The sequence below is a fragment of the Microbacterium luticocti DSM 19459 genome (assembly GCF_000422405.1).
Taxonomy (GTDB): Bacteria; Actinomycetota; Actinomycetes; order Actinomycetales; family Microbacteriaceae; genus Microbacterium; species Microbacterium luticocti.
In genome coordinates, this window is the sequence record NZ_AULS01000004.1 from 117211 (window position 1) to 129988 (window position 12778).

The following is a 12778-nucleotide window of genomic DNA, read 5'->3' on the forward strand; positions in this document are numbered from 1 at the left end:
GTCACGAAGCCGCCCCGGTCGCCAGCTCGAGCGCCCAGTATGTCAGCACCGCGCCGGCGCCGGCGCGCAGGATGCCGGTCACGCTCTCGCGGATCGCCCGGTCGCGGTCGATCCAGCCGTTCGCAGCGGCCGCCTCGATCATCGCGTACTCGCCCGACACCTGGTACGCCCACACCGGCACCTGCGCGGTCGCCGCGACATCGTCCAGCACGTCCAGGTAGCTCATCGCGGGCTTGACCATCAGCACGTCCGCACCCTCGGCCTCGTCGAGCGCCGCCTCGCGCAGTCCCTCGATGCGGTTCGCCGGGTCCTGCTGATACGTGCGCCGGTCGCCGACCAGTTGCGAATCCACCGCCTCGCGGAACGGCCCGTAGAACGCCGACGCGTACTTGGCCGCGTACGCCAGGATCGCGGTATCGGTCAAGCCCGCGGCATCCAACGCCTCGCGCACCGCCGCAACCTGACCGTCCATCATGCCCGACAGCCCCAGCAGCTGCGAGCCGGCCTGCGCCTGCGCCACCGCCATGTCGCGGTAGCGCTCCAGCGTCGCGTCGTTGTCGACCCGGCCGCGCGCGTCGAGCACGCCGCAGTGGCCGTGATCGGTGAACTCGTCCAGGCACAGGTCGGTCTGCACCACGAGCGCATCGCCCGCCTCGGCGACGGCGACCTCGGTCGCCCGGTTCAGGATGCCGTCGGCCCCGGTCGCGCCCGAACCGACCGCATCGCGGGTGGACGGGATGCCGAACAGCATCACACCGCCCAGGCCCGCAGCCGCGGCATCCGCCACCGCGCCCTTGAGCGAGTCGAGCGTGTGCTGCACGACGCCCGGCATCGAGCCGATCGGAGCGGGCTCGGCGATGCCCTCACGCACGAAGACCGGCAGGATCAGCTGCGCCGGGTGGATGCGGGTCTCGGCGACCAGGCGCCGCATCGCCGCGGTGGTGCGCAGACGGCGGGGGCGGATGACGGGATTCATGCGTCCTCCCGGACGGTGAGGTCGGCGGCGCCGTCGGCCAGCAGCTGCACCGTGACGATGCGCGCCGCCTGGTCGGCCGCAGCGATCAGCGCCGCCGGCATCGCTGTGGGCGATGTGCCGGCCGCGGCGGCAGGACGGGCTGCGGCGAGCCCGGGCGAGGCTGGGTCCACCGGGACAGGGTCGGCTGGGTCACCGGTGGGCGTGATGTGGATCGTGGCGGTGGGCGTCGCGAGGGCGCCGACGGCGATGGTGTGGGATGCTTCGAGCCGGCGCGTGCCGTCGACGGCATACACCGCGGCGGTCAGGGTCAGGCAGCCGCCCGTGATGGTGGCGGTCGCGCCCAGCGGCGCGGCACATCCGGTCTGCAGCCCGGCGAGCACGCCGCGCTCGGCGGCGGCACACGCTGCCGAGACCGGATCGTTCAGGACGGCCAGGGCGTCGGCGAGGGGAGTGCCGACGGCATCCTCGGCGCGCACCTCGACGGCGAGGGCGCCCTGCGCGGGGGCCGTGGGCCATTCCGTCAGCGGCATATGCTCGGCCGCGACGTCGACGCGGCCCAGGCGCGACAATCCGGCGGCGGCCAGGACCACGGCATCCAGACGCTCGTCGCCGGCCGCGTCGAGCCGTGCGAGCCGCGAGTCGACGTTGCCGCGGATGTCGACGACCTCGAGGTCCGGTCGCACGGAGCGCACCTGCGCCACGCGACGCGGCGAGCCGGTGCCCACGCGGGCGCCCGCGGGCAGCCGGTCGAGAAGCGTGCCGTCGCGGGTGACGACGACGTCACGCGCGTCCTCGCGCACCGGCACCGCCCCGATCGTCAGGCCCGGCGAGGGCGCGGTGGGCAGGTCTTTGAAGGAGTGCACGATCACGTCGCACCGGCCCTCGCGCAGCGCGTCGCGCAGTGCGGTGGCGAACACGCCGGTGCCGCCCAGGCTCGACAGCGAGGCGCGTGAGGTGTCGCCGTGGGTGGTGATCCGCACGATCTCGACGTCGACTCCGCCGAGGGCGGCGGCCAGGGCGTCGGCGACCAGCTGCGTCTGCGCGACCGCGAGCGCGCTGCCGCGGGTGCCGACGCGCAGCGTCATCGCGCCACCGCGCGCGCGTCGGCCGGGAGGTCTGTCTCAACTTGAGACACCCCGACCGTCTCGTGATCGGGCCACGGCCCCAGGTCGGTGAGGTGCGCCCGCTCGGCGTCCGGCGTCCGATCGACGCGCTCCTGGATGAGGTCGACCAGGCCCGCCACGAACGCCGGATGCACGCCGGGGGTGGGCACCCGGGCGAACCCGACGCCGACCTCGGCCGCGGTCTCGGCGGCCTCGGTGTCGAGGTCCCACAGCACTTCCATGTGGTCGCTGACGAACCCGATCGGCACGACGACCACGCGACGTACGCCGGCCGCGGCGAGCCGCCGGATCTCGTCGTTGACGTCGGGTTCCAGCCACGGCGTGCGCGGGTCGCCGCTGCGCGACTGGTAGCACAGCGAGTACGGCACGCCCGGCGCCGCCTGCGCGGCGATGACGTCGGCGACCGCGAGGTGCTGTGCCACATAGGCCCCGCCGGGGCCGTACTCCGGGCCGGATGCGACGGCTGCGGCATCCGGAATCGAATGCGTCACGAACAGCACGTGCGCCCCGGCCGCCTCGGCCTCGCCGAGCGCGGCGCGCAGCCCCTCGACGAACGGCGCGACGAAGCCGGGGTGGTCGAAGAACTCGCGCAGCCGGTCGATCGACACGACCCCGGCGAGTCCGGTGTCGGCGAGGGTCTGCTCGAAGTTCTCGCGGTACTGGCCGACCCCCGAGTACGAGGTGTACGCGCTGGTGACCACCGCCAGCAGCCGGTCGTTGCCGTCGGCGTGGGCGGCACGGACCGCGTCGGCGAAGTACGGGTGCCAGTTGCGGTTGCCCCAGTACACCGGCAGGTCGAGGCCGCGGGCGGCGATCTCGGCCTCGAGGGCGGCCTTCAGCGCGCGGTTCTGCGCGTTGATCGGGCTGACACCGCCGAAATGCCGGTAGTGCACGGCCACCTCTTCGAGCCGCTCGTCGGGCACGCCACGCCCGCGCGTGACGTTGCGCAGAAACGGGATGACGTCATCCTGCCCCTCGGGCCCGCCGAAGCTGGCCAGCAGCACGGCGTCGAAGCCGCCGGCGCTCACGAGAGCACCTCGGCGACCTCGGCCGCACCGATGCGGCGACCGGTGAAGAACGGGGTCTCTTCGATGACGTGACGTCGTGCGTCGACGTAGCGCAGGGCGCGCATCATGTCGACGAGGTCGGTGAGCTCGTCGCCCTCGATCGGCACGACCCATTCGTAGTCGCCGAGCGCGAACGCGGCGACGGTGTTGGTGAGCACGCCGGTGTAGGCGGCGCCGGCCCGGCCGTGCTCGGCGAGCATGCGGCTGCGCTCGTTCTCGCGCAACAGGTACCAGTCCTTGCTGCGTACGAACGGGTACACCGTGATCCACTGTTTCGGCTCGACGCCGCGCACGAACGCGGGGATGTGCTGCCGGTTGAACTCCGCCTCGCGGTGCACGCCGAACAGGTTCGTGTGCGGGGTGAGCGCGGCGATCGCCGGCACCCGGCGCAGCACGCGCAGTGCCGACTGCAGGGCGGCCGGGCTGTCACCGTGCAGCCAGAACAGCAGGTCGGTGTCGGCTTTGAATCCCGACACGTCGTACAGGCCGCGCACGGTGACTCCGGATGCCTCGACCTGCGCGACGGCATCGTGCAGATCGGATGCCACCGACGTCAGTGCCGCGGCGGGCACACCGCCGCCCGGTCGGGCGAACACCGCCCAGAGCGTATAGACGGCGGGAGCCGGTTCGGACGGGGACGGAGTCTGGTCGCGGTCTGCCACGGCTTCCATCCTGTCCTGCCCGGATATGAGTTCCCAGAAAACCTTCAGCTTGGCTGGGGGTTGCGCCCGGGCTGCCGGTCAGCGCGCCCGGGCCAAACGCGAGAACGCCCGGGCTCCGGCATCCGTCGCATCGGGCACCACCGACGCCAGGCCGGTGCCGGCCACCCACGAGCCGGTGACCTCCAGGCCCGTCTCGCCGGCCACGGCGGCGCGTACCGCGGCGACCCGGTCGGCCTGGCCGTGAGCGGCGAGCGAGACCGCGGTGGCCCACCGCGCACGTGCGAAGCCCACGACCTGATCGGGGCGCAGCCGAACGCCCAGCAGGGTGGCGGCATCCTGCAGCGCCAGGGCGCGCAGCGCGGCATCGTCGAGGCCGGCAGCCGGGTTGCGCTGCCCGGTCTTCCCGCACGACAGCCGCACGACGTGGCGGCCGGAGCCCGCCGCGGCGGCGAGCCAGCTCCACTTCGCGGTCGCGTGGGTGAGGGCCTTGGCCGCCACGTCGGCGTGGGCGTGGTCGGCGACCAGCAGTCCGGTGCCGCGCGGGGCGGCGTCGAGCTCGCGTGCGTCGAGCACGAGGGTGGCCAGGTCGACGCGGGTGGGCTCGGGCCAGTCGGTCGGCAGGTCGCCGGGCGCCAGCGCATCGGCGAGCAGTGGCATCGCATCGGACTGTGCGGTCGCGACGATGACGACGTCGGCGTGCAGGATGCCGTCGGCTGCGGCACCCGGATGCGGCGGCGCAAGCCGCACCCGCCAGCCGTCGGCAGCACGGCTCAGGCCCACGGCGCGCACGCCGGCGCGGATCACCCCGCCACGGGCGGTCACATCCGCGGCGAGTGCATCGATGAGCGTCCACATTCCGCCGCGCAGGCCGCCCGCGGCCGAACCGGGCGCGGCGGGCCGAGCCGATCCCGCCTGACGCAGCTCGGCGACGGCGCGGGCGAGCGATCCGGTGCGGACCAGGGCCGCGCCAAGGCCGGGCGCGACCGCGTCGATGTCGAGGTCGTCGGCGGCGGTGGAGTACACCCCGGTCGCGACCGGTGAGACCAACCGGTCGAGCACCGCCGTGCCCATTCGAACCCGAACGAGCTCGCCGAGCGTGCGCGGCGCGAAGCCGTCCGGCCACGGATCGGTCAGGTCACGTGCGGCTCGCTGCGCGGCCGCGGCGCCGATCGCGGCGACAACGTCGGACGCGAGCGGATCGACGGGAATGCCGAGCAGTCCGCCCTTCGGCGCGGGCACGGGGCCATCGGGCAGGTGCAGCCAGGCGCCTGCCGCGTTCGGCCACTCGAGCCGGTCGCCCAGCCCGAGCTCGTCGACAAGCTGCGCGACGGCACCGCCGCGGGTGGCGAAGCTCTCGGCCCCGGCGTCCAGCGCGAGTCCCCCGACCTGGTGGCGGGCCACGCATCCGCCCACCGCCGGGGCGGCCTCGAGCACCGTCACGCGCACACCCGTGGGCGTGGCACCGCGCCCGGCCGCGGCGCGCACCAGCGCGGCACGTGCCGCCACGAGCCCGGCCGGACCGCCACCGATCACGACGAGGTGCGACCCGGCGCCGGCGAACGGGCCGGTGGCATCCGTCGTCATTGCGTGCCGGCCTCGTGCACGAGCCGCACCAGGCGCGTCAGCACGTCGGGGTCGGTGTCGGGCGGCACGCCGTGGCCGAGGTTGACGACATGCGCCGGTGCGGCACGGCCGCGGCGCAGCACGTCGCGCGCATGCGCTTCGAGCACCGGCCACCCGGTGGCGAGCCTCGCCGGGTCGATGTTCCCCTGCACCGGCACCGTGCCGCCCAGGCGGCGGGATGCCTCATCCAGCGGAATGCGGTAGTCCACGCCGACGACCGAGGCACCGGCATCCCGCATCTCGTCGAGGAACTCGCCCGTGCCCAGGCCGAAGTGCACGAGCGGCACCGCGGCGCCGTCGCGCCCGGTCAGTCCGCGGGCCCAGGCCAGCGCCCGGGCCGAGGCGGGTGCCACATGCGCGGCGTAGTCGGCCCGCGAAAGTGACCCGGCCCACGAGTCGAACAACTGCCCGGCGCTGGCGCCGGCGAGAATCTGCGCGCGCAGGAACGCGCCGGTGACATCCGCGCACCAGCGCATGAGCCGCGCCCACGCGTCGGGATCGGCGTGCATGAGACGGCGGGCGGCGAGGTGGTCGCGCGACGGGCGGCCCTCGGCCAGGTACGCGGCCAGGGTGAACGGCGCGCCGGCGAATCCGATCAGGGGAGTGGAGCCGAGCTCTGCCACCGTGCGGCGCACCGCCTCGCGGATCGGCTCGAGCCCGGCGTCGTCGGCGTCGAGCGTGCCGCGCGCGATGAGGGCGTCGACGCCGGCCGCGTCGGTGACGGCGCCCTCGATCACCGGTCCCACGCCCGGCTGGATCTCGACACCCACCCCCGCCAGCCGCAACGGGATCATGATGTCGCTGAAGAAGATCGCCGCGTCGACGCCGTGGCGGCGCACCGGCTGCAGCGTGATCTCGCTGGCCAGCGCGGGGTCGAGGCAGCTGTCGAGCATGCTCGTGCCCACCCGCAGCGCGCGGTACTCGGGCAGCGACCGGCCCGCCTGCCGCATGAACCACACCGGCGTGGTCGCCGGCCGCACGCCCCGGTACGCCTGGATCAGCGGGGCGGATGCCGTGCTCCCGGTCGTCAGCGGATGGTCGGCGGACAGCGGGCGCGGGGCACGGGGTTCGATCACGCGGCGATTCTCGCAGACCCGGATGAGAGGTCTGCCGCCGGGTGCGGCCCGGGTGGGGCGCTGGGCCGTGGCCGCCAGTGCGACCCCGCGGGCGCTGGGCCGTGGCCGCCGGTGGTGCGGCAGGCGCAACCGGTGGTGCGGCAGGCACAGACCGGTCGCGTATCCTTACGGTCCGTGCTCCTCTGCTTCTCGTCCAGCCATCGCACCGCCGCCCTCGACGTGGTCGAGCGGCTGGAGCGCGGCGCCGACGAGGTCATCGCCCGGCTGTGCGCACCCGATGCCGGCCTCGGCGGCAGCGTGGTGCTGGCCACCTGCAACCGCTTCGAGGTGTACGTCGATGCCCCCGATGACGCGGCCGCGGAACCCGGCCGTACGGTGGCATCTCAGACCGCGGAACCCGGCCGCGACGCGCGGCCCGCGGCATCCGCCCACCGCCTGATCGACACCATCGCGGCCGCGACGGGCCTGGGCCCGGACGAGGTGCGGGGTGCGGGGATGCTGCTGCACGGCGATGCCGTCGCCGAGCACGTGTTCAGCGTCGCCAGCGGCCTGGAGTCGATCGTCGTCGGCGAGGGCGAGATCGCCGGGCAGGTGCGTCGGGCGCTCGAGTCCGCCCGCGAACGGGGCACCGCGACCCGCGAGCTGGAGCGGGTGTTCCAGCTCGCCGCCCGCACCTCGCGCGGCGTGAAGAACCGCACCGGACTGTCGCGCGCGGGCCGCTCGGTGGTGCGGCTGGCGCTCGACATGGCCGAGACGCGCATCACCGATTGGTCGGCGACCCGCGTGCTGCTGGTGGGCACCGGTCGGTACGCCGGCGCCAGCCTGGCCGCGCTGCGCGAACGCGGCGTGGTGCACGTGCGCGCGTACTCGCGCACCGGCCGCGCCGGCGCCTTCGCCGCAAGCCACGACATCGAGCCGGTGGAATCGCTGACCGACGCCGTCGCCGACAGTGATCTCATCGTGGCGTGCAGCGTCGCGCCGACGGTGATCCTGGATGCCGCGACCGTCGCCGCCGCGCGCAGCCGGCCCGGCGCGCTGCCGCGACGGCTGATCATCGACCTCGGGCTGCCGCGCAACGTCGATGCCGCGGTGGCCGCCGTGCCCGACACCGAACTGCTGGATCTGGAGACGCTGCGCACGCACGCGCCGCTGCCCGAGCTGGGCGCTACCGACGAGGCGCGCGAACTCGTCGAGCAGGCCGTCGCCGACTACCGCCGGGTGGCGGCGGAGGATGCGGTCACCCCCGCGCTGGTGGCCCTGCGCGCGCACATCTTCGACGTGCTCGACGGCGAGATCGCCTGGGCGCGCCGCCGCGGCGACAGCAGCGAACAGACCGAGGCGGCCCTGCGTCACCTGGCCGGGGTGCTGCTGCACGGTCCGTCGGTGCGTGCCCGCGACCTGGCGGCAGCCGGCCGTGCCGACGAGTTCACCCGTGCCGTGGCGGCCCTGTTCGGCGTGGAATCCGACGGCACCGCGCCCTCTCGTGGCTGTCCGGTGACCGAGTTGCGCGCGACCGAGGACACCGGGCGCGCCGGCGCGGCATCCTGAATCCCAGCCGGAATCTCAGCGACCGGGCCGGCCGGAGGCCGCGCAGAACGCGTCGTAGTCGGCGCGCGAGAGGTCGGCGTACGTGTACGCCCACTCCAGCAGCGGCTCGGCCGCCGCGCGGCCGCGGCCCAGGTACCCCGAGGCGACGGCCGCCGACGGTGACTGCGCGTGCGCACGGGCGAGCACGGCCGCGCACGCCTGGGCGTACCGCGTGAACGGCACGTCCTCGAGCGTGGCCATGTCGATCCCGCCCTTCATGTCGTGGAACTGCCGCACGTACAGGTCGAACCCGGTGTCGGAGCGGAAGTGCCCGAGGAACGGGTCGGACGCCGCCTGCAGGATGCGTTGCAACGCGACCACCCGGCCACCCTGGCCGTGCGCGGCCGTGTACTCGGCGACCACGTCGGGCTGCGTCATCCGGCCATGCTCGACCAGCACGCTCTGCGAGGCCTGTTTCGCCTGCAGCAGCAGCGCATTCTCGTCGCCGTCCTGGAACACGATCAGGTAGCAGCGTGTGCCGACGCTGCCCACGCCCACCACCCGCCGGGCCACGTCGGCGACGGTGTAGTTCTGCATGAGCATGCGGATGTCGACGTTCGTGGTGTCCAGATACCGCGCCACGTGTTGCTGCACGTCCCGCACCACCTCGGCCTCGACGTGCGTCATCGTGGGTGGGTTCTCGACGAACCGTCGCCGCCCGTCCGCGCCGGTCTCGGTGGTGCGCCGCGCGGCCCGCTCACCGGTGCGTTTCTGCGCGTCGCGGATCGCCGCGGTCAGCGTGCGCCGCGACGCCTTGTCGAGTGTCGCCCGCGCCGTCTCGACCGAGAAGTGCGTGTAGTACCGCGCGGTCGGGCTGGATTCGACGCCGGCGCGCAGCGCGCGTGCGTACACGAGCACGGCCGTGCGCGCGGCATCCCGCACCACCACGTCGTCACGCGCGCTCGACCGCCCCGCGATCACCACGCTGGTGACCAGACGTTTCAGATCCCATTCCCACGGCGCCCACGCCGCCTCGTCGAAGTCGTTCAGATCGAACACCAGCCGGCGGGCCGGCGACGCGTAGAACCCGAAGTTCGACACGTGCGCGTCACCGCACGAGGCGACCTGGATGCCACTGGTCGGCGCGTCGGCGAGATCCGCCGCCATCAGCGCGGCCGTGCCCCGATAGAACGCGAACGGGTCGGCGCCCATCCGCTCGGTGCGCAACGGCACCAGTTCGGGCAGCCGCGTCCGGTTCTGCCGTTCCAGGATGCCCACCGGATCGCGCGGACCGGTGCCCGACGCGGCGAGCGCGCGGCGCGGCGTGCGCCGGCGCAGCGCGCGTCCCTGCTCGAGCCGGGCGGACAGGGATGCCGGCGGCCGCCACATCGCGGCCAGAGGATCGGTCACCCGCTCATCATGGCACCACACCGGCGCCGGGGCAGCCACGCATCGGCACCGGCTGCTGCGCCGGCGGCGCGGTTCGTGGCATCCCGCCCGCCCCGCCGCTACTGTGGCGGGGTGAGACGCCGCCCCGCGCCCGCCCCGACTCCCGGACAGCCCGCGCCCGCCCCGAGATCGCGTCGGCCCGCGCCGACCCCGGGTCGGGCGACGCCCGGCGGGTCGGCACCGGACCGGCAGACGGCCGGCCCTGCCCTGCCGCCGCCGCTGCGCATCCTGCTCGCGCTGGCCGCCGCGGTGATCGTGCTGGCCGGCATGTCGTTCGCCCGCGACATCATCGGGCCGCTCGCGGTCGGCGCGGTGATCGCGATCATCTGCCACCCGGTGCGCCACCCGCTCGAACGGTACGGCTGGCCGCGCTGGGCGGCCACCACCGCCGTCATCGCGGTCGCCTACATCGTGCTGCTCGCCCTCGCCGCACTGCTCGTGTTCGCCGGCATCCGGTTCACCCGCCTGGTCGCCGACTACGCGGGTGCGCTGCAGGACGCCGCGCGCAGCCTGGTGGACTGGCTGGGAACGTTCGGCATCGACACCGAGGTGTCCCAAGCGGTCGGCGCGGTACTCGACCCCGGCCGCATCGTGTCGTTCGGGGTGTCGCTGGGCGGCACCGTGATCGGCGTGGTCACCGCCCTGTTCTTCGTGTTCGCGTACGTGATCTTCATGGCCGCGGACGGATCGCGGTACTCCCGCGCCGAGCAGCGCTTCGGCCGTGGCATCCGCCCCGTCGTCGACCGTTTCCGCACCTTCAACACCGGGGTGCGCCGCTACTACGTGGTCAACGCCGTGTTCGGCGCGATCGTCGCGGTCATCGACGGGCTCGCGCTGTGGTGGCTGGGCGTGCCGGCGCCGGCGGTGTGGGCGATCCTCGCGTTCGTGACCAACTTCATCCCGAACATCGGGTTCGTGGTCGGCCTCATCCCGCCCGCGCTTTTGGCTCTGGTCGTGGGCGGCTGGCCGCTGATGCTGGGCGTGATCGCGGTCTACTGTGTGGTCAACGTGGTGCTGCAGGTGCTCGTGCAGCCGAAGTTCGTGTCGGACGCCGTCGGGCTGAGCCTCACGCTGAGCTTTTTCTCGGTGATCTTCTGGACGTTCGTGATCGGCCCGCTCGGCGCGATCCTGTCCATCCCGCTCACCCTGCTGGTGCGCGCCCTCGTGCTCGGCGACGACCCCGACACGCGGTGGCTGCGCTGGTTGTCGGGCGAGACGGCGCCGGATGCCGCAGCCTCCGGCTGAGCGGACGCCACAGCCCGTGCGCGCTCAGTGCGGCGGATCCAGGCGCAACACGGTCGATTCGTTGAGCCGCACATCGTCGGTGATGCGCAGACTGCGCGCCAGGTCGTCCAGGGCGGCGGTGACGGTGCCGAAGCGTGACCGGTCACCGCACACCGCGGTGAGCGTCACGACGTGCATGCCGACGTCCCACGTGTAGGCGGCGAACGGCGGCGCATCGGGCTCGGCGGGCAACGGCACCACCAGACGCTCACCGACACCCAGATGCGGGCTGCGGAACTGTTCGGCGCCGTCGAACTCGGTCCGCTTCATCGCCTGAGCCGCGCGCTGCTGCGGCGTCACCTTCTGCAGCACGGCCATCGCGACCACGAGCTCCGGGTCGTCCTTCCACATCCACACCAGCACGCGCCCGTCGGCCTTGCGCATGAGCACCGGCGCCGCCTGGCTGAGCAGCCACGCGAAGACCCGCCCGCCCGGTATCAGCCGCCGCCCGAGCGCGCCGTTCGCCTGGGTCAACAGCATCCGGATCGCCGCCTTGCGCTGCCGGCGCCCGCGCAATCCCAGCGAACCGGTCACGGGCACCCAGCGGTCGGCGGGTGCGTCGGCTTGAAGTCGCGCCATGACCCCACGGTAGAGGCCGCGGCTGGGTGTGCGCTCGGGGCCGGATGCCGCGTGGCCCGGCGGCATCCGACCTGCGGCATCGATCCGCGGCGGCAGCGGACGCGCCGAGGTCGGGGGGTTCTCGGGCGGGCGCGGGTAGAGTGGACGGCGGCGTGCGGCCGACCCCGCACGCCGACGCAGAGAGAGGCACCCACTCCCACCGTGACTCCCGCCGCATCGTCCGCCGACCCGCAGCGACGCCCGCTCACCGTCCTCATCGGTGCCGACACGTTCCTGCCGCACGTCAACGGCGCCGCCCGGTTCGCCGAGCGCCTGGCCGCGGGCCTGGTCGCCCGCGGGCACGACGTGCACGTGTCGGCGCCCAGCGCCGGCCACCGCAACCACGGCACCTTCGTCGAAGAGATCGAAGGGCAGCCGATGACGATCCACCGCCTGCCCTCGTGGCGCTGGCCCCCGCACGATTGGCTCACCTTCGTGCTGCCGTGGATGAGCAAGCACTACGCCCGGCGCGTGCTCGACGAGGTCAAGCCCGACGTCGTGCACATCCAGTCGCACATCGTGATCGGCCGCGGGCTCGCCCGCGAAGCCCGCAAACGCGGCATCCCGATCATCGCCACCAACCACGTCATGGCCGAGAACATCGTCGACTTCACGACGCTGCCGCCGCTGCTGGACAAGGTGTTCATCAAGCTCGCGTGGAGCGACGCCGAACGCACCCTGAAGATGGCGCGTGCCGTGACCACGCCGACGCGCCGGGCCGCCGACTTCCTCGAGTCCACGATCGACATCTCGGGCATCGTCCCCGTCTCGTGCGGCATCGACCGCACCCATTACCGTGCCGACCTGACGCCCCGCGAGACGAACCGCGTGCTGTTCGTGGGCCGGCTGACCACCGAGAAGAAGATCGACGTGCTGCTGCGGGCGGTGGCCGCGCTCGATCCCGCACTCGACGTGCACGTCGACATCGTCGGGCGCGGCGATCAGCGCCGCAACCTCGAGGGTCTCGCGCACGAGTTGGGGTTGGATGCCCGCGTCACCTTCCACGGGCACACCTCCGACGACGAGCTGCGCGACCTCTACACCCGGGCCAGCGTGTTCGCGATCGCGTCGATCGCCGAGCTGCAGTCGATCGCCACGATGGAGGCGATGGCGTCGGGCCTGCCCGTGGTCGCCGCCGACGCGGTCGCGCTGCCGCACCTGGTGCACGACGGCGAGAACGGGTACCTGTTCCCGCCCGGCGACGTCGACGCGCTGGCCGACCGGCTCACCCGTGTGCTCACCGCCGACCCCGACGAGCGTCGCAGGATGCAGCAGGCCTCGCTGGACGGCGTCGTGATCCACGACATCAACCGCACGCTCGACACGTTCGAGGCGCTCTATCGCGGCGAGCCGCTCCCCGACTAGGGTTCGG

Annotated in this window: 11 protein-coding genes; 3 read left to right on the top strand and 8 right to left on the bottom strand. The window is 73.7% G+C overall.

The genetic code is table 11. The features are described 5' to 3' along the window. Position 1: 1 nt before the first annotated feature. The 6 genes from hemB to hemE all read right to left on the bottom strand — a co-directional run bounded on the left by hemB (position 2) and on the right by hemE (position 6528). Positions 2-976: a porphobilinogen synthase gene (gene hemB, locus H577_RS0106715; protein WP_036284082.1), complete on the bottom strand. Its 975-nt coding sequence runs from the start codon at positions 974-976 to the stop codon at positions 2-4. Then, positions 973-2061 carry a hydroxymethylbilane synthase gene (hemC, locus tag H577_RS0106720; RefSeq protein WP_029145309.1) on the bottom strand — a complete coding sequence of 363 codons (1089 nt, stop codon included), beginning with the start codon at positions 2059-2061 and terminating at the stop codon, positions 973-975. Before hemC ends, hemB begins: the two co-directional genes overlap by 4 nt. Further along, the gene (locus tag H577_RS15445) at positions 2058-3128 is read right to left on the bottom strand and encodes a ferrochelatase (RefSeq protein ID WP_051191825.1); all 1071 of its coding nucleotides are present in this window, start codon (positions 3126-3128) and stop codon (positions 2058-2060) included. The genes hemC and H577_RS15445 overlap by 4 nt, the downstream gene beginning before the upstream one ends. Next, positions 3125-3838, bottom strand: a complete 714-nt coding sequence (hemQ, locus tag H577_RS18080; protein ID WP_051191826.1) for a hydrogen peroxide-dependent heme synthase — start codon at positions 3836-3838, stop codon at positions 3125-3127. The genes H577_RS15445 and hemQ overlap by 4 nt, the downstream gene beginning before the upstream one ends. A gap of 69 nt (positions 3839-3907) precedes the next feature. After that, positions 3908-5413, bottom strand: a complete 1506-nt coding sequence (locus H577_RS0106735; protein ID WP_029145311.1) for a protoporphyrinogen/coproporphyrinogen oxidase — start codon at positions 5411-5413, stop codon at positions 3908-3910. Further along, entirely contained in the window at positions 5410-6528 is a 1119-nt protein-coding gene (gene hemE / locus H577_RS0106740) for a uroporphyrinogen decarboxylase (RefSeq protein WP_029145312.1), read from the bottom strand. The genes H577_RS0106735 and hemE overlap by 4 nt, the downstream gene beginning before the upstream one ends. 174 nt (positions 6529-6702) lie before the next feature. Here hemE and H577_RS15450 point away from each other — a divergent pair, with 174 nt between their 5' ends. Continuing rightward, complete coding sequence (locus H577_RS15450) at positions 6703-8076, top strand: glutamyl-tRNA reductase (protein WP_036284084.1); 1374 nt, start codon at positions 6703-6705, stop codon at positions 8074-8076. A gap of 15 nt (positions 8077-8091) precedes the next feature. Here H577_RS15450 and H577_RS0106750 read toward each other — a convergent pair whose 3' ends face one another. After that, positions 8092-9465 (bottom strand): DUF2252 domain-containing protein, encoded by a 1374-nt coding sequence (locus H577_RS0106750; RefSeq protein WP_245570349.1) that lies wholly within the window; start codon positions 9463-9465, stop codon positions 8092-8094. 111 nt (positions 9466-9576) lie between these two features. Between H577_RS0106750 and H577_RS15455 the strand changes: the two genes are divergently transcribed. Then, complete coding sequence (locus H577_RS15455; protein ID WP_245570350.1) at positions 9577-10749, top strand: AI-2E family transporter; 1173 nt, start codon at positions 9577-9579, stop codon at positions 10747-10749. Between the two features lie 24 nt (positions 10750-10773). Here the strand turns inward: H577_RS15455 and H577_RS0106760 are convergent, their stop codons facing one another. Further along, positions 10774-11367 carry a hypothetical protein gene (locus H577_RS0106760; RefSeq protein WP_029145314.1) on the bottom strand — a complete coding sequence of 198 codons (594 nt, stop codon included), beginning with the start codon at positions 11365-11367 and terminating at the stop codon, positions 10774-10776. Positions 11368-11568: 201 nt separating this feature from the next. On the opposite strand from H577_RS0106760, the gene H577_RS0106765 reads away from it, so the two are divergent. Continuing rightward, the gene (locus H577_RS0106765) at positions 11569-12771 is read left to right on the top strand and encodes a glycosyltransferase (protein WP_029145315.1); all 1203 of its coding nucleotides are present in this window, start codon (positions 11569-11571) and stop codon (positions 12769-12771) included. The last annotated feature ends 7 nt before the right edge of the window (positions 12772-12778 follow it).

Coding starts and splice junctions, on each gene's coding strand:
- hemB (WP_036284082.1), bottom strand. CDS start 976: ATGAATCCCGTCATCCGCCCCCGCCGTCTGCGCACCACCGCGGCGATG.
- hemC (WP_029145309.1), bottom strand. CDS start 2,061: ATGACGCTGCGCGTCGGCACCCGCGGCAGCGCGCTCGCGGTCGCGCAG.
- hemQ (WP_051191826.1), bottom strand. CDS start 3,838: ATGGAAGCCGTGGCAGACCGCGACCAGACTCCGTCCCCGTCCGAACCG.
- H577_RS0106735 (WP_029145311.1), bottom strand. CDS start 5,413: ATGACGACGGATGCCACCGGCCCGTTCGCCGGCGCCGGGTCGCACCTC.
- H577_RS0106760 (WP_029145314.1), bottom strand. CDS start 11,367: ATGGCGCGACTTCAAGCCGACGCACCCGCCGACCGCTGGGTGCCCGTG.